Raw genomic sequence first — 20,669 nt, 5'->3', positions numbered from 1 at the left:
GCAAAAGGAATAATGTCAAAAAAATAAAAGGGGCCTGGCGCGGTGCGGTGGTGGGGGAGGGCTAGAGTCCGCAGTAGTAGTCGTAGCCGCGCTCGAACCAGTAGTCGCGGGGGCGGTCGTTGCTGAAGAAGATCTTGCCGATGCGCTTGAGGTTTTTGACCCCATATTTAACGGGGATGATCAGGCGGAGAGGGGCCCCGTGTTCGGGGGGCAGGGGCTGGCCGGTCATTTCGTAGCAGAGAAGCGTTTGGGGGTGGAGGGCACTGGGCGTGTCGATCCCTACATAATATTTGTCATCGGGGGTGCTGAGGCCGACATAGGTGAGGGCAGCCTCCCTTTCGAGGCCGTAATGATGGATGAAGTCGCTGAATTTTACCCCACCCCACCAGGAGACCTGGCTCCAGCCTTCGATACACTTAAATTCAAAAGCAAATTCGGTTTTGGGCAGCTGTTTCAACTCATCGATGCCGATGGTGAGGACGCCCCTGTCGAGGGTAGCGACCTCGAGCTGCCACGTAGATGGATCGAAGCCCTGAGCATGCGTTCCGATATTGCCGTTGGGCCGGACGTTACGCGCGGCCTGGCTCGTCGGATAGGTTTTGGCGAGATGGTTGGGGCTGAGCGTCGGCTTGAGAATTTTTTCGTTGATGTTGAGGCCCTTGCGAAGGGGAGCCTGGACGCCGTCGCTTTGCGCTGCGTCCTTTATCCAGAACCAGGATTTCCATGCCGCGGCGCCGAGTAAGAAGAAAGCCGAGAAGCTGATAAAGGTGCGGCGGTTGATCTGTTTCTGAATGGACAGGTCGTCGCTGTGGCCCATGGCTTTGCGGAGCCGGTCGCGGAAGGTGGGGCGGGGGGATATGGGGGCGGGGTTGGAGCCGGAGGGTGGTGTGTGGGCCTTGTTATTCATGGGATGGGGTTTGAGGGTGATCGACTGGAGGGGGTGGTGGCGCGACGGGGTCGGATATGGGGGTAGTGAGTGGCGGTTCGATGGGTGTGGATGGCGCGGGAGTTGGCGCGGTTGGCGCGGCGGCTAATGGCGCGGGGACCGTTGCGGTGGCGACGACGACGGGGGGCGGCGCTATATTGACCACTTCCCAGCCGGTGACCATAGCGCGGAAGTTGTTCCAGCCTGCAAGGATCACCTGGAAGACATGGACAAGAAAGAAGATGCAATATAACAGGGTGAGGATAAAATGAATGATGCGGGCGGCCGCATATCCCCCGAAACAAAGGCAAAGCCACTGGAACTGAATAGGCTTATAGATGGCCAGACCCGTAAGCACGGAGCCGAGCCCCATGACGATGATGCCGGTGTAGGCGATCTTCTGCGCGCCGTTGAACTTGCCTTGCGGCGGGGCGCCAGATCGGGCGGAGTCCGATCCGTCCACGAGGCTTGCCGATGTGGACCGACGTGAGTGTTTCCGGATATGGAGATCGTGGAGCAATACCTGCCAGGCTTCCTTGAAGGAATGTTTATTGGGAAAAAGATAGCGCCATTCCCCCGAAAAGAGGGTGTACAGCACATAGGCCAGCCCGTTGAGGAAGAAGACCCACATAAAAATAAAGTGAAAGGCCATCCCCTCGGCGAGCCGGCGGGAGAGGTGGAGGGTCTTGTAAAAGCCGTCTGGAAAGAAGCTGAAGATGATGTTGTGACCGAGATGGATCTTGAACACGTCGTTGGCCCAATAGATGAGCATCCCGCTCCAGATCATGACAAAGAGCACCGGGAAATTGATCCAGTGCATCCAGCGGATGGCTAAGGGGTGCTTTGGGACTAGCTTTTTCATGTGTGGGCTTCGTACAAATTTACTATAATAAGGACGATTTTGCCTATATTAGAGTATCACAGAAGTCTCACAATTTTACTCCCTGCCTATGTTAAGAAGTTACCTTATCGTCGCCTGGCGGAACCTTTTCCGCAACCGCACCTTTAGCATTATCAATCTTTTTGGTCTCTCCGTCTCCGTCGCTTTTTGCCTGTTGCTCTTTTACCATATCCGATGGGAGCAGTCCTTCGACACCTTCCACCAGAAAAAGGACAGGCTCTATCGTTGCGAGATGAGCGGCTTGGGCAAACAATCAGAATCGAAGGATCGGAAGGGGGTTTTTGACCTGCTGTTGGGGAACAATGACCAGGAGAATGATTTGGCCTTCCCCCTCATCGTGGGCCCCGACCTGCGGCGCAATTTTCCGGAGGTAGCCGCCTATAACCGGATCATGTTCCATTGGCCGGGATTGGTAGGGGCGGGCCCGGATGTATATAAAGAGTCCGAGATAGTCTGGACCGATGCTAACTTCTTTCAGACCTTTTCGTTTCCCTTGCTAAAGGGGGATGCCCGGACGGCGCTGGCGAGTCCGAATAATGTTGTACTGGCGGAAAGCGTGGCAAAGAAGTATTTCGGGAACAAGGACCCCATGGGGCAGACCGTCAGGCTGCTGGAAGATAGCACCCGGCTTTTCAGGGTGACCGGGGTAGCCGCGGATGCGCCGGCGAATTCGAGCATCCAGTTCGGCCTTGTCTTCCCTATCGAAGCGGAACATGACTACCGGGAACGGCTAGAGGCGGGTTTCAATCAGATGAGCTACGATTTGCTGGTGGAACTGCAGCCCGGAACCGACCGTCATAAATTCGAAGGCAAGATGAATGCCTGGGTAAAAACCTATATCAGACCTTTTCTCGATACGATATGGTTCAAGGGAGTGCCGGCGGAAGTGCGCGATAGTTACCACTGGAACCTGCGTCCCCTGGCGGATTGCCACTACAATGCCGCAGCATGGGGACATTATACCGATGCCAAGGCTATCTATCAGTTGTTTTGTATCGTGGTGGTGATCGTGTTGCTGGCTTCGCTGAATTATGTGCTGATCACCGTATCGAATGCAGCGGCGCGTAGCCAGGAGGTGGGCGTGCGGAAGGTGATGGGTGCGGGAAGACGGGCGATCATCCTGCAATCGTGGGTAGAGACCCAGCTGCTGGCGGGAATCGCGGTGGGCTTCGGGCTTATGCTTTCCTGGCTGGGATTGCCCTTGCTGCGCAGCGTCATCGGTAGTGAAGTGAGCTTTGGCGCGCTTTCGTGGAAAGAGGTGGTTGCGGCGGCGCTGGTGTTGGCGGTCGCGCTGGGGTTACTGGCCGGGTATTATCCCGCCCTGCTGATCTCCCGGCTGAAGCCGCTGTCGATCATGAAAGGCTTTAGCAGTGTGCGTATCAACCCGCGATTTTCCCGGGTGCTGGTGGTGGTGCAATTCACCTGTTGCGTGGTGCTGATGACGGCGGCGTTTGTCATCGACCGGCAGATGGTGTTTGTGATGAATAAAGACCTGGGTTTTGATAAGGACCAGGTGTTGATCGTTCACAATCCTACCTATGATGGGGCTTTTGTAAGGAAAACGCGGGACGCCTTGTATGCTTTTGCCCGTTCCCGGCCGGATGTGCTGGCGTATTCCAGCATGAACGGCGGCCCGACGGGGGCCAGTAATACCAACAGCATTATTCTCAATGGGAAACAGGGATGGTACAGAATGATAACCGTGGACTACAACTATTTCGAGCTGTTGAAGTTGAAGTTTGTCCAGGGACGGGGTTTTTCGCCGGCCTTTCTTAGCGACACTTCAACGACGATGAGGCCTGTCGTGGTAAACGAGACGATGTTGAAGATGCTTGGAAAAGATGCCCGGCTTGGGGTGTATAATAAAGATATGAGGGGGACGATCATCGGGGTGGTGAAGGATTATAATTTTGAAAGCCTGACCAAAAAGATAGAACCCGAGCAACACCGGTTGTTGACAACCTATTGCGCGGATTTTCTTTTTAAGATCAGGGCGGGGCAGGTGGCTTCGACGATCAGCGCCTTTGAGACGGAATGGAAGCGGGTAACCAATGGTTATCCCTTTTCCTACGACTTCCTCGATGCGTCGCTTGCAAAGCGATATGAGGCGGATATGCGATGGCAGCGGGCGATGAAGGCGGCCAGCTTTTTTGCGATCGTGATCGCGTGCATGGGGTTGTTCGGGCTTAGCGCCATCGCCGCGGCGAACCGAACCAAGGAGATCGGTATCCGGAAAGTGTTGGGGGCGAGTGTGCGCGACCTGGTGGCCATGCTGGCGTCGGGTTTCCTGTCGCTCGTGGTTTTGTCGATCGCCATCGCCATGCCGCTGGCCTGGTGGATAATGAACCGGTGGCTGGAGGACTTTGCCTATCGCATCGATATCCGGTGGTGGATGTTCGGGGTGGTAGGGGTCATGGCGATGCTCATCGCGCTGGCGACGGTGAGTTTCCAGGTGTTGAAGGCCGCACGGGCCAATCCCGTGGTGGCACTGCGTAGCGAATGATCGATTATGATGCTATATTGAAGAATGTGGGCCGGCATGTGGCGCCTGATGCGGAGGAGACGGAGCATTTTATTTCATTGTTGAAATTCCAGCGGTTGCCGCGGAAGGCGTTGTTGTTGCGGGAGGGACAGGCCTGTAAGCATTTCTATTTTGTCCACTCGGGGACGCTGCGGGCTTATTGTATGGATGCCCGTGGGCGGGAGTCGACGATCATGTTCGCGCCGGCGGATTGGTGGGTGACGGACATGTATTGTTTTCTGAACGGGCGCCGGGCGATGATGTATATCGAGGCGTTGGTGGAGAGCGAGGTGTTTCGGATCGGCAAGCCGCAGCTGGATGAGCTGTTGGGACGGTGGCCGACCTTCGAGCGGTGGTTTCGCATCCTGATGCAGAATGCCTATACAAGGGAGCAGTTGCGGGCGATAGACAATCTGTCTTTGTCAGCGGAGGAACGATATGTCCGTTTCGTGGAGAAGTATCCGCTTATTGCCGGCCAGGTGACACAGAAGCAGATTGCGTCTTACTTAGGGATCACGCCGGAGTTTCTGAGTGCGATACTCAAAAAACAGGGAAAGAGGCGGGGGGCTTAAGATAGTTTAAGATTTATTATCCTGCGGGGCGCTTTCTTTGCGCAAATCTTTTTGTTATGCTGATACTTATTGCGGGTCCGTATCGAGGCGGCACCCAGGATGATCCGGGGTTGATGCAGGAGAATCTTGCCCGGCTGGAGGCCGCTGCGCTGACGGTGTGGGAGCTGGGACATCTGCCGATGATCGGCGAGTGGTTGGCGTTGCCATTGATGCGGCTTGCGGGGTCGCGATTGCCGGGGGATGAAGTTTGGGAGTCGATCCAGTACCCGGTGGCGCATCACCTGCTGGAGAAATGCGATGCGGTGTATCGTATCGAGGGCGCGTCGAAGGGGGCTGACCAGGATGTCGCGCTCGCAAAACAGCGTGGGCTGCCGGTGTATTACCGGCATGAGGATATCCCGGTCGGGGCCGGGCATGTGAGGTAGGCCGGGGCACCGCGGCGCTTATCGCGCTGGGGCCTTATTAATGACCCTGGAACAGCTGCAGGAGGGTTTTGAGGCTATTCTGCTGCTGATCGGTCAGTCTGACCTCCACCAGGGATTCCATGGTATTGCCCTGGATTCGGGCCGATGTGATGGTGATCTGATCGAACATATTGAGGATCATCAGCGCCTGCTGGTTTTTGCCCGAGCCTGAGAGGACGGGTTGCAGGTAGGCGGTGAGGGCCTTTATATCGATCACCAAGGCAAAGGGGCTAGCAAGAACCTCGTCCGTCACGAGACGGCTGGGGCCGCGACCGGGTTTGTTGAAATAGTCATCGGTGGCTTGTTGGTTCGGTCCAAGAACATAAATGTTGTCATGGATGGTGTGGGCGGGATGCCATTTACCAAAGGGAGATTTGGTCGCTGTATCGGTGGAGGCTTGGGCCGTGGAGTCTTTCAATACTTTCAGCACATTGCTGATCTTTGTAAAGGCGGCCATATCCCCTATAGGGAAGACAATATAGACGTCCGGTTTGTTGAGCCGGGGTTTGCCCATCGAGTCCGTTGCCGGATCGGGGGTTTTTCCGTTATCGATGACGGCCAAAACGAGATCACCAGTAAAGGCGGAGAACACGTCCTTTGTGCTCAGTCCTTTTAGGGCCAATATCGAATCCAGCATGTGGAGCGACTTGCCGTTCTGCATTTTTCCCATCATATCCTGGTAGCTCCCCAGATTGAAGTGCATGACAGCCATTCCCAGGAGGTTGCCCTGGGGAAGGTGTTCGATGAGCCCGGTGTTGAGGGGGCGGGATGCAAAGTCCATGTTACCCATGGAGTCGTAGATGACCTTGCTACGATAGCTGATGCGGCCATTCTCGAAGCGGAGGGTACCCATGGTGCGGGCAAAGTTGTTCTTCAGTTGTTGGGATGCTTTCAGGAAATTAGAATCCATCGGGGCATGCGCCATCTGCATGAGGGAAGTCACAAAGCTGAGGCCGGCATTCATCCGGCTGTACAGGTGAAAATCGCCGTCATCGGCTATGCTGTTGCGAAAGAAGGGGTCGGTGAGGAAGGGGCTTTTGTCGAAACCTTTGATGGCGGCCGCGCTTCTGCGGGCGGCTACCCATCCAAAGTGGTTGGTGTCGAGGACGGCCGGTTTGGTCTTCACCGGTGGCTTGACAAAGGTGACTGCTACCAATGTTGCATTCCAGGAAAGGCCGGTCGTTGTTCCCTCCCTTGCCATCCGGGGCTTTCCCGGGAGGTGGACGAAGGTGCCGTTGTCCTGCTCTTTTAAGAATTTTATGAATTTGCCCGAATCGGTGAGGGGGATGAGGATGGTAGTAAGCCGGGGGCTGTCGATGTTCAAGGTGTTGCTCTCCGCTATGAAGATACCCTGGGTAACGTCGATGCCTGCCTGTGCAGGGTCGCTGAGGAAGGCGGCGATCTGTTTATTCTTTTCCTTTGCAGGAAAACTGGTGACCAGGGCTTTCCAGTCGACCTTGCCGGTGATGCCGGGGAAATTGATGTGATAGACTTTTTGGGCGTCCGCGGGGATATGGCGGTAGATCGGGTTGTCGACGGCGGGTTGGGCCTGGGAAAGGGTGCTGATGCCAATCAGGATGGTCAGGGCTACGAGGCGAAGGCGAATCATAGTAAGGAAGTTAACAATTGCTCAAATGTAAGCGTTTCTTGCCTGCCGGTGGTCAAATCTTTTCGTTTTACTGTGCTGGTTGCCAACTCTTCGCTGCCGAGGATGACGATGTAGGGGATGCCCTTTTTCTCGGCGTATTTGAATTGCTTATCGAATTTGGCGGTTTCGTGGTAGAGTTCGGCGGCGATACCTTTTGCGCGGAGCTGTTGCAGGAGGCCGAAGGCGGCTTTTGCCTCTGCTTCGCCGAGGTTGAAGAAGAGGATGCGGGCACCGGTGTGGACATCGGCGGGGAAGAGGTTGAGCCCTTCCATGACATCGTAGATGCGATCGACGCCGAAGCTGATGCCGACGCCGGGGATGCCCGGGACGCCAAATGTTCCGGTGAGGTCGTCGTAGCGGCCGCCGCCACCGATGCTGCCTATCTGGTAGTCGAGGGCTTTGATCTCGAAGATGGCGCCCGTGTAATAGTTGAGGCCGCGGGCGAGGGTGAGGTCGACCGTCATGACAGGGGAGCCGGGGTAGTTGAGAATGGTTTCCAGTTCGGCGATGCCTGTTGCGCCGGTGGCGCTGGTGGCGATGAGGGCTTTTAGGGCGTCGAGTTTTTCCTCGTTGGACCCGGCGAGGCCGAGGTATTTTTCGATGGTGGTGACCTGGATGTCGCTGAGGCCGCGTTGGGCGAGCTCTTGCGTGACGCCGGCGAGGCCGATCTTGTCCAGCTTGTCTATGGCGACGGTGATGCCCGTCAGTTTATCGGCGCCACCGCAGACTTCCGCAAGGGCGGCGAGGATCTTTCGATTGTTGATGCGGATCTCGACGTTGATGCCGAGTTTTTTGAAGGCGGTGTAGTAGATGGAGGCCAGTTCGACCTCATTTATCAGCGAGTAGCTGCCGACGACATCTGCGTCGCACTGGTAGAATTCGCGGTAGCGGCCTTTCTGGGGGCGATCGGCCCGCCAGACGGGTTGCATCTGATAGCGCCGGAAGGGGAAGGTGAGGGTATTGTGGTTCATCGCAACGAAGCGGGCGAAGGGAATCGTGAGGTCGTAGCGGAGCGCGCGTTCGGTGAGATCTGTGTCGTTTTTGCCTTCGAGGACCCTTTCGAAGGCGGTTTTGGACTTCTCAATGTTTTTGGGGTCGCCCAGGCCGTTGTTGAGAATCTTGAAAATAAGCTTATCTCCTTCCTCCCCGTACTTCCCCATCAGCGTGTCGAGGTTTTCCATGGCGGGGGTTTCGAGGGGCTGATAGCCATATAGTTCGAAGACTTCGCGAAGGGTATCGAAGATATAGCGTCGTTTGCGGACGGTGGATGGGTCGAAGTCGCGGGTGCCTTGCGGAAGGGTGGGTTTATTTTTGCTCATTGTATTTGGCGATGATGTGGTCGGCGGCGGTGTCGATCATGTCATAGACCTCGTGGTAGCCGGGTTCGGGTCCGTACCAGGGGTCGGGGACGTCTTCGTCTTTGCCTGGGTGCACCTCGTTCATGAGCAATTCGACCTTGGAGGGATCGAAGTGATGTCCGGCGATGCGGCGCATGTCGTCGATGACGTCGCCGGCCATGGCGTAGATTTTGTCAAAGTGTTGAAAATCAGCGGCTGTAAAGCGGCGGGAGCGTTGGCGGCTGATGTCGATGCCGTGGTGACGGGCTACCTTTTGGGACAGGTGGTGGGGGGCTTCCCCGATGTGGTAGCCATTGGTGCCCGCGCTGTCGATGGTCCAGTCGAGTCCGGCGGTCCGGGCTTTTTCCTGGAGGATGCCTTCCGCCAGCGGACTGCGGCAGATGTTGCCGAGGCAGACCATGAGAAAGCGGGAAGGCGCCCGTTGGGCGGTTGCCCGGGAGGAAGAAGGCGATGTTTTCGTTGTTGTTTCCACGGGCGCAAAGGTAAGAAGGATTGGGGAAGCGGGGGTGGGCGGTTTATGGAATGTCGGTGACGGGGGCATCTTATTCTGGAACAGTGGTTGGAATTGAGCGGATTTCCTTAATTTGCCCGGCCAAGGCAGTATTAAACATACTTAAAATGGAAAAGGATGATCAGGAACGGGTGAATCGGGACCTGGAGTCGGAGGAGGCACAGAACTATTTTCAGGACAGGCGAAAGAAGAGTTATCAGCTGCGGAGGTCGATATTGGATTATGGGATGGGGGTGATCATTTTTGGATTTGGGGTTCTTTTCCTGGTAGCGCCGAAGGTTGGGCTTCCTGTCGGGATAGATGATACCTTCCGTTATATCTTTTCGGGTCTTTGCTTGCTATACGGAGCGTTTCGTGTGTATCGCGGAGCGAGAAAGAACTATTTTAATTAATATGATTGGTAAAGGTATTCTGACTGGCATCATTGTTTGCACATTGTTAAGCGGCTGTGGCGGTAAAGGACCCCAGAAGCTGCAAGAAACCCCCACGAGTGGAACCATTCACATCAGTGTGGACGAGTCCTTTAAGCCGGTGATCGATTCCCAGATAAAAGTTTTCGAGTCCTCGTTTCCTAATGCCCATATTATTGCCGACTACCGGCCGGAGGCGCAGTGTCTCCGCGATCTGAGCACGGACAGCACGCGGATGGTGCTGGTGACGCGGGGGCTTACCCGGCAAGAGGGCAATTTCTACGAGGATTCCTTTCATATGCGGCCCGCCTTTGGGGTGCTGGCCTACGACGCAATAGCCGTCATCGTCAATAAGTCGTCCAAAGATTCCATTTTTGAGCTTCAGGACCTCCGGAATATGCTCAGCGGGGCGGACACCAAACACCTGCCGGTGATGGATGGAGTTTCGGCCACCAGTACGGTGCGGTATGCGATAGATTCGATCCTGGGGGGCAAGCCGCTGGGCAAGAATGTGACCGCGGCCCGCAGCAGCGAGGATGTCATTAATTATGTAGCGGATAATCCACGAGCGGTGGGCTTCATCGGGGCCAGTTGGATCGCGGACCGGAACGATCCGGGCGATACGAGTTTCAACAAAAATGTGATCGTGGGGGCTATCCGCTGCAAGAACTGCCTTGGGGAGACCTATGTGCGACCTGTCCAGGCCAATATTGCGCTGGGAAGGTACCCCCTGGTGCAGTCTTTGTATTATATTTTAAAGGAGAATTTCAGCGGGGTAGGGAATAATTTCGTCAACTTTCTGCAATACGAACGCGGACAACTGATCTTTAGCAAGGCCTATCTTTGGCCGGCGAGGATGAACTTCCAGGTACAGGATGTGCAGATGAGTAAATGAGTAAGTGAGATTTCACAAAAGTTTAAACCAGATTTCAATAAATTTACACACTTCTTAAAACAAAGTCTTACAGAAATGAAGAACAAGATGCGAATCGGCTTTCTACTGGTGGCAAGCTTTGCAGGTCTCTGCAATATAACATTTGCTCAGGCGGTGGATCAGGGCAAGAGATTCCTCTATTATCAGCGTTACAAGAGCGCCAACGATGTTTTTGACAAAATATTAGCGGGAAATCCCAACAATATAGAAGCGATATACTGGAAAGGCCAGGCCTTGTTTGCGACGCATGATTCCAGCGCTGCTTGCGACCTGTATTCCAAGGCGCTGCAGACCAACGGCAATGCGCCCTTATTGCTTGCCGGCATGGGTGGATGTGAGCTGCGGATGGGCAAGACCCAGGATGCCCGCCAGCGTTTCGAGACGGCTATTTCCCTGACGAAGGGGAAGGATATCATTATCCTGAATGCCGTTGCCGACAATAATATCGATGCCCATAGCGGGGATGCGCAGTATGCGATCGAAAAGCTGACCCAGGCTACGCAGATCAAGAATTTCAACAATGCGGAGACCTATCTGCTGATGGGGGATGCCTATCGGAAACTGATCGATGGCGGGAATGCCGTTCAGTCTTACCAGAAGGCGCTGACACTGGATCCCAAGTTAGCGGAGGCCAAGTATAAGATCGGGAAGATCTATGAGACGCAGCATAACACGGAGTTCTATCTGCCGGCTTACCAGGATGCCATTCAGATGGACCCGAACTATGCCCCTGCCTACTATGCGTTGTATGTGCATTATTTCGACCACGGTGACCTGGACAAGACAACGGACTATCTGAACAAGTATATCGCGGTGACGGACCAGACTCCCGAGCTGGCATATGACCGGACCGCGCTGCTCCTGCTGCAGAAGAAATACGACGACCTGATCGCGGCTTCCAAGAGCGCCATCCAGGCCCAGGGGGACAAGGTCTATCCCAAATATTATCTGCTGATGGCCTATTCCTATGACGGCAAGAACGACAGTGCCAGCGCAAAGGATTATATCAATCAATATTTCGGCAAGCAGAAACCGGATGCGTTGAGTGCGGCAGACTATGAGTTCAGGGGCAAGGTGCTGACGCATTTCCACGAGGACAGCGTTGCGGCAATCGACGCTTATATGAAGGCGATCGGCCTGGATACGACCATGAACGAGAAACTCCGGATCATCAAGGAGGCTTCCGATGCGGCCAAGGATATGAAGGCTAAAGGTGCGTATGCTTACTGGCTTGGGGTCGCGTATCAGTATAGCAAGAATCCCAACCAGAACGATGTTTTCAACTGGGGTTTAGCAAACTATGCTGCCGGGAACTACCAGGCATCTGACAGCATTTTCTGCGGCATTTATGAGTCCAAATGGCCCAATGAGATATTCGGGTATCTATGGTGTAAGAACTCGGCGCTGGCGTGGGACGACTCCGTTTGGTCGAAGGGGTTGCCGATAGAGGCTTACCAGAAGTTAGCGACCATCGCACGTGGCCTGGATTCGACGGCCAAGGCTGCCAATAGCCCGGATTCGATAAAATACAAGCGGTATGTGGTAGAGGCTTATTCCCAGTTGGCAAGTTTTTATAATAATCAAAAGAAGGATAAGGAATCGGCGCTCTACTATCTGGATCAGTGGCTGGCGGTAGATCCGGCGAGTGCGGATGCAAGGAGGTATAAGGAGATACTTAGCCGGAAGCCCGCGCCGAGGCCTGCTGCAGGTACCAAGAAGGCTGCGACGAGGTAAATTTGACAATTAATTGAATAAAAGGGGCCGGCGCTGATATTAATTTTGCGCCGGCTTCTTTTTTTGTTGGAAATTCGGGATGCTGGCTTATTTTTGCCGGGTGAAACCAGCTCCAGCTGGTTCATCGAGACCGTTGAAAAGACGTTGATTTCGAGATAAATGTTAACACATGGACATCATCCTTCTACAGGCCAATACCCTTACAACCGGTGCTAATCAGAACAGTAGTTTTAGTTATTTTCCAATCGGTGTCCAGCTCTTATTCGCTCTTGGCTTTGTAGGTCTTGTACTTGGCGTCACCCACCTGTTGGGACCAAAACGGAAGACTGCCGAAAAACTCCAAAACTTTGAAAGTGGGATCGAAGGGGTGGGCAATGCCCGCCATCCGATGGCCATTAAATATTTTTTAGTAGCTATTCTATTTGTGCTTTTTGACGTGGAAGTGATCTTCTTCTACCCTTATGCGGTGAATTTCCGTGGATTGGGGTGGAACGGATTCGTTGAGGTGTTGCTGTTTGTCGGTTTCTTCCTGGCGGGTTTTATCTATATTATAAAGAAGGGAGCTTTGACTTGGGAAGACTGACCTTATTAAATTAAAATATTTGAGTATATGGCACGTCCGGTTAGGTTCAATATTCATCCCATTCAGGCCGATATCAAAGACAATATCAGCCTTGCCAATATGCCCGAGGGTTATACGGGCGAGGGTTTTTTCACCACCAAATTGAGTGATGTTGTAGGGTTGGCCCGTAAGAACTCCCTTTGGCCCATGCCTTTTGCTACTTCCTGTTGCGGTATCGAGTTTATGGCTCTGATGGCGAGCCACTATGATCTGGCCAGGTTTGGCGCGGAGCGGCTTGGGTTTTCGCCCCGGCAGTGTGATCTGTTGATGGTGATGGGAACGATCGCAAAGAAGATGGGTCCGATAGTGAAGCAGGTGTACCTGCAGATGGCCGAGCCGCGCTGGGTACTGGCTATGGGCGCCTGTGCGAGCAGCGGCGGCATTTTCGACACCTATTCGGTGCTGCAGGGGATCGACCAGGTGATACCGGTGGACGTATATGTACCCGGTTGTCCGCCGCGGCCGGAGGCGGTGCTGGACGGGTTCATGCGGATACAGGACCTGGTGGGGAAGGAGAGCATCCGCCGGCGCAATGGCGAGCAGTATAAGGCGTTGATGCAGAGTTATGGAATACAGTAGCGGCGGGACTGGTGGCTGGAGTGGCGGAGGGCTGAAAAAAGAATAAAATATGGTTGTCCCGAATGGGGGCGGCCCTTTGTATATGGCATTAACCAACGAAACGATCAAGGACCGGCTTGTAGCCAAATTTGGAGAGCAGTTGTCCCACTTTGAAGAGCCTTACGGTTTACTGACCTTCGAGGTACCCAAGGAGCTTAATCTGAAAGTGATGCAATTCCTTTTCGATGACGAGGAGTTGCATTTTCAATTTCTGACCGATCTGACGGCGGTGCATTACCCGGACCAGGTGGGCAGGGAACTGGCGGTTGTCTACCATTTGCATAATCTTACCGACAATATCCGGTTGCGTTTTAAGGTGTTTACTTCGATTGAGCAACCCGATATCTTTACGGCAACGCAGTTGTATTCGGCTGCCAACTGGATGGAGCGGGAGACGTATGATTTTTTTGGGATCAACTTTGTGGGTCACCCGAATCTGAAGCGGATATTGAACGTGGATGAGATGGAGTATTTCCCGATGCGGAAGGAGTTTCCGTTGGAGGACCAGACGAGGATCGACAAGGATGATGCGATGTTTGGACGCGGCGGACACATACAATAAAAAAACGATCACATGAGCACCGAGCACCACATAAAGCTTCCGGAAGGCAGCATTGAAAAGACCACGACCACGCTGAATTTGGGTCCCACGCACCCGGCTACCCATGGGGTATTTCAGAATATTCTGGAGCTCGATGGGGAGCGGATCGTTTCCGCCGAGCAGACGGTGGGTTATATCCATCGGGCTTTTGAGAAGCTTGCCGAGCGGCGGCCGTTGTACCAGATAACGACGTTGACGGACCGGCTTAACTATTGTTCTTCCCCGATAAATAATATGGGCTGGCATCTCACCTGCGAGAAGTTGCTGGGGGTGAAGACGCCGAAGCGGGTGGATTACCTGCGGGTGATCATCATGGAGCTATCGAGGATATCCGACCACCTGATCTGTAATTCGGTGGTGGGGGTTGACTCAGGAGCTTTTACGGGCTTCCTTTATGTGATGCAGTACCGGGAGCTGATCTATGAGATCTATGAAGAAGTTTGCGGGAGCCGCCTGACGACGAATATGGGCCGGATCGGTGGTTTCGAACGCAATTTCACCAATGTGGCCTGGGAGAAGCTGGAGCGCTTTATGGCGGAATATCCGGCGGTGTTGAAGGAATTCGAGCATTTGTTCAATAGAAACCGCATCTTTATGGAGCGGACGATCGGTGCGGGTCCCATCAGCGCTGAACGGGCGTTGAATTATGGCTTTACGGGTCCGAACCTGCGGGCTGCAGGTGTGGATTATGACGTTCGGGTACATACGCCGTATTCCAGCTATGAAGATTTTGAATTCGATATTCCTGTCGGGTCGACGGGGGATTGCTATGATAGATTTTTAGTGCGTAACGGGGAGATGTGGCAGTCGCTGCGGATCATCGAGCAGGCTTATCGCAAGATCCAGGATATGAAGGGGGCGGAAGCGGATGTGTATCATGCGGATGCGCCTGAATATTATTTGCCGGAGAAGAAGGATGTGTATACGAAGATGGAGGCGCTGATCTGGCATTTCAAGATCGTGATGGGTGAGACGGAGATCCCGCCGGGTGAGGTTTATCAGGCCGTCGAGGGTGGGAATGGAGAGCTTGGGTTTTATTTGATCTCCGACGGAGGGCGGACGCCGTACCGGTTGCATTTCCGGCGGCCCTGCTTTATTTATTACCAGGCGTATTCGGAGCTGACGAAGGGGGCGATGTTGAGTGATGCTATTATTGTTATGTCTTCCCTGAATTTGATTGCGGGGGAGATGGATGCTTAAGATATTATTATGGTACAATTTTCAGACGAGAAGCTAAAGAAGGTGAACGAGATTGTCGGCCGCTATCCCGAGGGGAAGCAGAAGAGCGCCCTGCTGCCTGTGCTGCATCTGGCACAGGAAGAGTTCGGAGGTTGGCTGAGTGTGGAGACGATGGATTATGTTGCGACCCTGCTCAAGCTGGAGCCTATAGAGGTATATGAGGTGGCGACCTTCTATTCGATGTATAACCTGAAGCCGGTGGGCCGGTATATGTTCGAGGTTTGCCAGACTGGGCCCTGTATGCTTCGCGGGAGTGATGATATTATCGACTATATCAAGAAGAAATTAGGGATCGGGGTTGGTGAGACGACGCCGGATGGGTTGTTTACGCTGAAAACGGTGGAATGTCTTGGCGCCTGTGGGTATGCTCCGATGATGCAGCTGGGCAAACATTTCCGGGAACATCTGACGCCGGAGAAGGTGGATCAAATTATCGAAGAATGCCGGAGGACCGCGGCGGCGAATAATTAGTTTAGGCGCCTCGCTGCGCTCGGCGCTATATAAATTGAAAATTGTTATGGCAAGGAAGTTATTATTAGAGAAGGCGAATGTCCCGGGGATCCGGGGGTACGAGGTGTACCGGCGCGAGGGTGGGTATGCCAGTGTCGAGAAGGCCCTCAAGAATATGACGCCCGACCAGGTGACGGATGAGGTGAAGAAGAGCGGGTTGCGGGGTCGTGGCGGTGCGGGCTTTCCGACAGGGATGAAGTGGAGTTTTCTTGCGAAACCCGAGGGTGTTCCCCGTTACCTGGTGTGTAATGCGGATGAGTCCGAGCCGGGGACGTTCAAGGACCGGTATCTGATGGAATTCCTCCCGCACCTGCTGATCGAAGGATTGATCGTTTCGTCTTATGCTCTTGGCAGTAAGGCTACCTATATCTATATCCGGGGCGAGTATGCCTGGATCCCCGATATCCTGGAACAGGCGATAGCGGAGGCTCGGGCGGCTGGGTTCCTGGGAAAAAATATCCTGGGAACGGGCTTCGACTGCGAGATCTATGTACACCGGGGCGCAGGGGCCTATATTTGCGGCGAAGAGACGGCGCTGCTCGAGTCGCTGGAAGGCAAGCGGGGTAACCCGCGGATCAAGCCGCCGTTCCCGGCTGTGAGGGGCGCCTGGGATTGCCCGACGGTGGTGAACAATGTGGAGACGCTGGCGGCTGTAGTGCCGATCATGAATATCGGCGGGGAAGAATATGCGAAGATCGGGGTGGGCAAGTCTACGGGGACGAAGCTGATCTCGGCGTGCGGGAATATCAATAAGCCTGGCGTGTATGAGATCGATATGACGATCTCGGTAGAAGAATTTATTTATTCGGATGAATATTGCGGCGGCATCGCTAACGGGAAAAGGCTGAAGGCCTGTATCCCGGGCGGATCGTCGGTTCCCATCCTGCCGGCGAATTTGTTATTGAAGACGGTGAAGGGGGAGAAGCGGATGATGAATTATGAGAGCCTTTCCGATGGCGGGTTTCCCAAGGGGTCGATGATGGGGTCGGGTGGCTTTATCGTGCTGGATGAAGACCAGTGTGTGGTGAAGCATACGCTGACGCTGGCGCGTTTCTACCGGCATGAGAGCTGCGGGCAGTGTTCGCCCTGCCGGGAAGGGACGGGCTGGATGGAGAAGATCCTTAAGAATATCGACACGGGGAAGGGGAAGAAGAGTGATATTGATCTGCTTTGGGATATTCAGCGGAAGATAGAGGGTAATACGATCTGTCCGCTGGGGGATGCGGCGGCCTGGCCTGTTGCGGCGGCTATCCGGCATTTCCGGGATGAGTTCGAGTGGCATGTGGATAACCCGCAGGAGTGTTTGGTGCGCAACTATGGGTTGGCGCATTATGCGGACCCGCTGGAAATTGCGACACCGGCGTAGGTGGGGGGCTGGCCCCGATGAAGATTTGACAAGGCTATAAAAAGATAAACATGGCTGAAGAAAAGAAATTATTGAAGGTAACGATCGACAATATCACGGTAGAAGTGGAGCCGGGGACGAGCATTTTGCAGGCGGCCCGGAAGATCGGGGGAGATGTGGCGCCGCCGGCGATGTGTTATTATTCGAAGCTGAAGGGTACCGGCGGAAAGTGCCGGACCTGTCTGGTGGAGGTAGCAGCGGGTAGCACGGCGGACCCGCGGCCGATGCCGAAACTGGTGGCTTCCTGCCGCACGAATGTGATGGACGGGATGGTGGTGAAGAATATCACAAGCGAGAAGGTGATCGATGCGCGTAACGGGGTTGTCGAGATGCTGCTGATCAACCACCCGCTGGACTGCCCGATCTGTGACCAGGCGGGCGAGTGCCACCTGCAGGACCTTAGTTATGAGAACGGCAGGCCGGGCACCAGGTATGAGTTTGCCCGCCGGACGTTCGAGAAGCACGATCTTGGTCCGTATATCCAATTACATATGACGCGGTGTATCCTTTGCTATCGCTGTGTGTTTACGGCCGATCAGCTGACGAACAAGCGGGTGCATGGGGTGTTGGACCGGGGCGACCATTCGGAAATTGCGACCTACATCCATCAATCATTGGACAATGATTTTATCGGTAATATCATCGATGTTTGCCCGGTGGGGGCGTTGACGGATAAGACCTTCCGGTTCAAGAACCGGGTATGGTTCCTCAAGCCCGTGGATGCGCATCGCGATTGTAACCACCCGGGTTGCAAGGGAAAGGTAACTCTTTGGTACCGGGGCGATGAGGTTTTCCGCGTCACGGCCCGCAAGGATCAGTGGGGCGAAGTCGAGGATTGGATCTGTAACGAGTGCCGCTTCGAAAAAAAGAAGACGAGCGATTGGACGATCGAGGGTCCGACGAAGGTGAGCCGGCACAGTGTTATTTCGCAGGGCCATTATGTCGGGGTTCAGCGGCCGCAAGAGGTGTTGTACGATGTGCTGGATGGACGGAAGCCGAAACTGCTGATGGATATTCATTCGGTGAGTGAAGTCAATAGACCGGATATAGATTTGTCGAAGATCGAGGGGCCTGCACATTCCACGGATTTTAAAAATGATTGATAATGCATTTAACGTTACTGGCTTTTGATTGGGCTTTATTGTTAGAGAAGGCTGTGCTGATATTGATCATTATCAGTGTGTCGCTGCTGGTCGCGATGTATGAGACCTGGGGCGAACGGAAGGTAGCGGCTTTTATGCAGGACCGGCGGGGGCCGAACCGGGCGGGTCCGGGGGGTATTTTGCAGCCCCTGGCCGACGGGTTGAAGCTCTTTATGAAGGAGGAGATCGTTCCGCTGAGTTCGAGCCGCTTCCTCTTTGTACTGGGTCCGGGTCTGGCGATGCTGACGGCGATGATGACGAGCGCCGTGGTGCCGTGGAGCAGCCATTTCCATCTTTGGGGCCGGGATATTTCGATGCAGATTGCGGATGTCAACATCGGCATCCTGTATATATTCGGTGTGGTGAGCATGGGGGTGTATGGGATCATGATCGGGGGTTGGGCGTCCAATAACAAATTCTCCCTGCTGGCGGCCATCCGGGGCGCGTCGCAGATCATCTCGTATGAGCTGGCGATGGGCTTGTCCATCATTGCATTGCTGATGATCAGCGGGTCGCTGAGCCTGCGAACGATCGTGGAGCAGCAACAAGCGCATTATTATTACGTGCTGGTGCAGCCGTTGGGCTTCCTGATCTTTCTTATCTGCGCTTTTGCAGAGTGTAACCGGACGCCGTTCGACCTGTCGGAGGCCGAGAGTGAATTGAACATGGGATATCACCTGGAGTATTCTTCGATGAAACTGGGATTCTATCTCTTTGCCGAGTATGTCAATATGTTTGTGAGCAGCGCCGTGATGGCGACGTTGTATTGGGGTGGATATGATATTCCGTTTGTGAATGATGCTACGCTGGCACAGCATATCGGGCAGAACCCGGTGGCGATCTTACAGATAGTGAGTCTGTTTGCGAAGATCATCATCTTTATCTTCTTCTTTATGTGGGTGCGCTGGACGATTCCGAGGTTTAGATATGATCAGTTGATGAAATTGGGGTGGCATGTGCTTATTCCGCTGGCGTTGTTCAATATGCTGGCGACGGGGGCGATTGTGCTATGGCGCGGATAAAAGTTGGTGGATTGAAACGAGAAAAATACTTTTGCGAACGTTAAACTAATTATATGCAACCATTAACGAGCCGGGCGAAAGCGGTTGACCGCAAGCCGATGACGATGTGGGAGAAGATGTATCTCCCGGCGATAGCGAAGGGGATGTCGATCACCTTCGGGCATATGTTCAAGAAGAAGCCCACGGTGAATTATCCGGAGAAGCAGCGGCCTTTTAGCCCTGTCTTCCGCGGATTGCATGTGTTGAACCGGGATGAGCAGGGTCGTGAGCGGTGTACGGCCTGCGGGCTTTGTGCTGTAGCCTGTCCTGCCGAGGCGATCACCATGGAGGCGGCTGAGCGGCTGCCCGGCGAGGAGAACCTGTACCGGGAGGAGAAGTATGCGGCGAAGTATGAGATCAATATGCTGCGGTGTATTTTCTGCGGCCTTTGTGAAGAGGCCTGTCCGAAGGATGCGATCTATTTGTCGGAGACGTTTGCTCCGTCGAACTATACGCGGAAAGGGTTTATTTATGGGAAGGATGAGCTGCTGATTCCCGATCCGGTGACGCAGCCGGAAGAGTACGCAAAGGCAAAAGGACAAAGACATTAGGAGCCGCTGGAAGCGGATCGACCGAAGGTCAGACATAAAATTTTATATGGGTACTACGCAACTATTGTTCTGGTTTTTAAGCATACTGGCTATCCTTGGCGCGATACTGGTGGTGACGAGCAAGAACCCCGTACACAGTGTGCTGTGGCTGATCGTTGTTTTTGTGGCGATCTCGGGCCATTATATTCTGCTGGATGCGCAGTTTTTAGCGATAGTGAACCTGATCGTCTATGCCGGCGCCATCATGGTGCTTTTCCTTTTCGTCTTTATGTTGATGAACCTGAACGCGGATACGGAGCCGCAGAAGAACAGGTGGCTGAAGATCGCGGGGGTCGTAACGGGCGGAGCGTTGCTGCTGGTGCTGGTGGCGGCGTTGAAGAAGGCCGATCTGAAGGCGCAGATGGCGGAGATGGGTAAGGGGGATATCGGGCTTATCCATAATCTGGGTCTGGTGTTGTTCAAGGATTATGTTGTTCCGTTCGAGATCTCGAGCGTGTTGTTCCTTAGTGCGATGGTGGGGGTTGTGGTGATTGGTAAGAAGGCGGAAGAAGACAAGACGACCCTGGGTTCGCAGAAGTACGGGGGCTAATTTTTACTATGCCGATAAACTACTATATTTTCCTGTCTGTGGCGTTGTTTTGCATCGGGGTGGCCGGTGTGCTGACGCGCCGTAATGCGATTATTATCTTCATGTGCGTGGAATTGATGCTGAATGCGGTGAACCTGCTGCTGGTGGCTTTCTCGAAGATGCATTACCATGCGATGTCTGCCGCTATGCCCAGTGCGGGTATCGACGCGCAGTTGTTCGTCTTCTTTATCATGGTGGTAGCGGCGGCGGAGGTGAGTGTGGGGCTGGCCATCATCGTGATGATGTACCGGAATACGCATTCGATAGACGTGAATTTCCTGAATCGTTTGAAACATTAGACCCCTGGCTGCGGC

The 20,669-nt window shown here is 54.1% G+C and carries 22 protein-coding genes; 17 read left to right on the top strand and 5 right to left on the bottom strand.

Annotated elements, in window-relative coordinates:
* Positions 1 to 61 precede the first annotated feature (61 nt).
* The gene (locus IEY39_RS24675; protein WP_229689079.1) at positions 62 to 907 is read right to left on the bottom strand and encodes a molybdopterin-dependent oxidoreductase; all 846 of its coding nucleotides are present in this window, start codon (positions 905 to 907) and stop codon (positions 62 to 64) included.
* Entirely contained in the window at positions 900 to 1,787 is an 888-nt protein-coding gene (locus IEY39_RS24670; protein ID WP_188936678.1) for a cytochrome b/b6 domain-containing protein, read from the bottom strand. The genes IEY39_RS24675 and IEY39_RS24670 overlap by 8 nt, the downstream gene beginning before the upstream one ends.
* An 88-nt stretch (positions 1,788 to 1,875) precedes the next feature.
* Between IEY39_RS24670 and IEY39_RS24665 the strand changes: the two genes are divergently transcribed.
* Genes IEY39_RS24665 through IEY39_RS24655 form a run of 3 tightly spaced genes read left to right on the top strand, consistent with a single transcriptional unit; the run spans position 1,876 to position 5,344 of the window.
* Positions 1,876 to 4,329: an ABC transporter permease gene (locus IEY39_RS24665; RefSeq protein WP_188936676.1), complete on the top strand. Its 2,454-nt coding sequence runs from the start codon at positions 1,876 to 1,878 to the stop codon at positions 4,327 to 4,329.
* Positions 4,326 to 4,919 (top strand): Crp/Fnr family transcriptional regulator, encoded by a 594-nt coding sequence (locus IEY39_RS24660; RefSeq protein ID WP_229689078.1) that lies wholly within the window; start codon positions 4,326 to 4,328, stop codon positions 4,917 to 4,919. The genes IEY39_RS24665 and IEY39_RS24660 overlap by 4 nt, the downstream gene beginning before the upstream one ends.
* A 56-nt stretch (positions 4,920 to 4,975) precedes the next feature.
* Positions 4,976 to 5,344, top strand: a complete 369-nt coding sequence (locus IEY39_RS24655; RefSeq protein ID WP_188936674.1) for a TIR domain-containing protein — start codon at positions 4,976 to 4,978, stop codon at positions 5,342 to 5,344.
* 37 nt (positions 5,345 to 5,381) lie between these two features.
* On the opposite strand, the gene IEY39_RS24650 is transcribed toward IEY39_RS24655, so the two are convergent.
* The 3 genes from IEY39_RS24650 to IEY39_RS24640 are packed head-to-tail and all read right to left on the bottom strand — an operon-like array spanning position 5,382 to position 8,861.
* Positions 5,382 to 6,992 carry a hypothetical protein gene (locus IEY39_RS24650; protein WP_188936673.1) on the bottom strand — a complete coding sequence of 537 codons (1,611 nt, stop codon included), beginning with the start codon at positions 6,990 to 6,992 and terminating at the stop codon, positions 5,382 to 5,384.
* Entirely contained in the window at positions 6,989 to 8,350 is a 1,362-nt protein-coding gene (gene hisS / locus IEY39_RS24645; RefSeq protein WP_188936672.1) for a histidine--tRNA ligase, read from the bottom strand. The genes IEY39_RS24650 and hisS overlap by 4 nt, the downstream gene beginning before the upstream one ends.
* Positions 8,337 to 8,861 carry a low molecular weight protein-tyrosine-phosphatase gene (locus IEY39_RS24640; protein WP_229689077.1) on the bottom strand — a complete coding sequence of 175 codons (525 nt, stop codon included), beginning with the start codon at positions 8,859 to 8,861 and terminating at the stop codon, positions 8,337 to 8,339. The genes hisS and IEY39_RS24640 overlap by 14 nt, the downstream gene beginning before the upstream one ends.
* Positions 8,862 to 9,007: 146 nt before the next feature.
* Here IEY39_RS24640 and IEY39_RS24635 point away from each other — a divergent pair, with 146 nt between their 5' ends.
* The 14 genes from IEY39_RS24635 (at position 9,008) to nuoK (ending at position 20,654) form a co-directional block, all read left to right on the top strand.
* On the top strand, positions 9,008 to 9,292 hold the full coding sequence (locus IEY39_RS24635; RefSeq protein ID WP_188936671.1) for a hypothetical protein: 285 nt from the start codon (positions 9,008 to 9,010) through the stop codon (positions 9,290 to 9,292).
* 1 nt (position 9,293) lies between these two features.
* On the top strand, positions 9,294 to 10,205 hold the full coding sequence (locus tag IEY39_RS24630; protein WP_188936670.1) for a PstS family phosphate ABC transporter substrate-binding protein: 912 nt from the start codon (positions 9,294 to 9,296) through the stop codon (positions 10,203 to 10,205).
* A gap of 75 nt (positions 10,206 to 10,280) precedes the next feature.
* Positions 10,281 to 11,978: a tetratricopeptide repeat protein gene (locus tag IEY39_RS24625; protein WP_188936669.1), complete on the top strand. Its 1,698-nt coding sequence runs from the start codon at positions 10,281 to 10,283 to the stop codon at positions 11,976 to 11,978.
* A 169-nt stretch (positions 11,979 to 12,147) separates the two neighbouring features.
* Positions 12,148 to 12,561, top strand: a complete 414-nt coding sequence (locus IEY39_RS24620; RefSeq protein WP_188936668.1) for an NADH-quinone oxidoreductase subunit A — start codon at positions 12,148 to 12,150, stop codon at positions 12,559 to 12,561.
* 27 nt (positions 12,562 to 12,588) lie between these two features.
* Positions 12,589 to 13,179 (top strand): NADH-quinone oxidoreductase subunit B, encoded by a 591-nt coding sequence (locus IEY39_RS24615; protein WP_188936667.1) that lies wholly within the window; start codon positions 12,589 to 12,591, stop codon positions 13,177 to 13,179.
* A 49-nt stretch (positions 13,180 to 13,228) separates the two neighbouring features.
* Entirely contained in the window at positions 13,229 to 13,780 is a 552-nt protein-coding gene (locus IEY39_RS24610) for an NADH-quinone oxidoreductase subunit C (protein ID WP_229689076.1), read from the top strand.
* 12 nt (positions 13,781 to 13,792) lie between these two features.
* Positions 13,793 to 15,019: an NADH-quinone oxidoreductase subunit D gene (locus IEY39_RS24605; RefSeq protein ID WP_188936665.1), complete on the top strand. Its 1,227-nt coding sequence runs from the start codon at positions 13,793 to 13,795 to the stop codon at positions 15,017 to 15,019.
* Positions 15,020 to 15,028: 9 nt separating this feature from the next.
* Positions 15,029 to 15,529: an NADH-quinone oxidoreductase subunit NuoE family protein gene (locus IEY39_RS24600; protein ID WP_188936664.1), complete on the top strand. Its 501-nt coding sequence runs from the start codon at positions 15,029 to 15,031 to the stop codon at positions 15,527 to 15,529.
* A 46-nt stretch (positions 15,530 to 15,575) separates the two neighbouring features.
* On the top strand, positions 15,576 to 16,934 hold the full coding sequence (gene nuoF, locus IEY39_RS24595; RefSeq protein WP_188936662.1) for an NADH-quinone oxidoreductase subunit NuoF: 1,359 nt from the start codon (positions 15,576 to 15,578) through the stop codon (positions 16,932 to 16,934).
* A 50-nt stretch (positions 16,935 to 16,984) separates the two neighbouring features.
* Entirely contained in the window at positions 16,985 to 18,076 is a 1,092-nt protein-coding gene (locus IEY39_RS24590; RefSeq protein ID WP_188936661.1) for an NADH-quinone oxidoreductase subunit G, read from the top strand.
* 2 nt (positions 18,077 to 18,078) lie between these two features.
* Positions 18,079 to 19,137 carry an NADH-quinone oxidoreductase subunit NuoH gene (nuoH, locus tag IEY39_RS24585; protein WP_188936659.1) on the top strand — a complete coding sequence of 353 codons (1,059 nt, stop codon included), beginning with the start codon at positions 18,079 to 18,081 and terminating at the stop codon, positions 19,135 to 19,137.
* Between the two features lie 53 nt (positions 19,138 to 19,190).
* Positions 19,191 to 19,727 (top strand): NADH-quinone oxidoreductase subunit NuoI, encoded by a 537-nt coding sequence (gene nuoI, locus IEY39_RS24580; protein WP_188936657.1) that lies wholly within the window; start codon positions 19,191 to 19,193, stop codon positions 19,725 to 19,727.
* Positions 19,728 to 19,773: 46 nt separating this feature from the next.
* Entirely contained in the window at positions 19,774 to 20,316 is a 543-nt protein-coding gene (locus tag IEY39_RS24575) for an NADH-quinone oxidoreductase subunit J family protein (RefSeq protein ID WP_188936655.1), read from the top strand.
* Between the two features lie 8 nt (positions 20,317 to 20,324).
* Positions 20,325 to 20,654, top strand: coding sequence for an NADH-quinone oxidoreductase subunit NuoK (gene nuoK / locus IEY39_RS24570; protein ID WP_188936653.1), 330 nt, complete (start codon positions 20,325 to 20,327; stop codon positions 20,652 to 20,654).
* Positions 20,655 to 20,669: the final 15 nt, after the last annotated feature.

The organism is Puia dinghuensis (genome assembly GCF_014642875.1).
In the GTDB taxonomy this organism is placed as follows: domain Bacteria; phylum Bacteroidota; class Bacteroidia; order Chitinophagales; family Chitinophagaceae; genus Puia; species Puia dinghuensis.
This window is presented reverse-complemented; position numbering and strand designations above follow the sequence as displayed.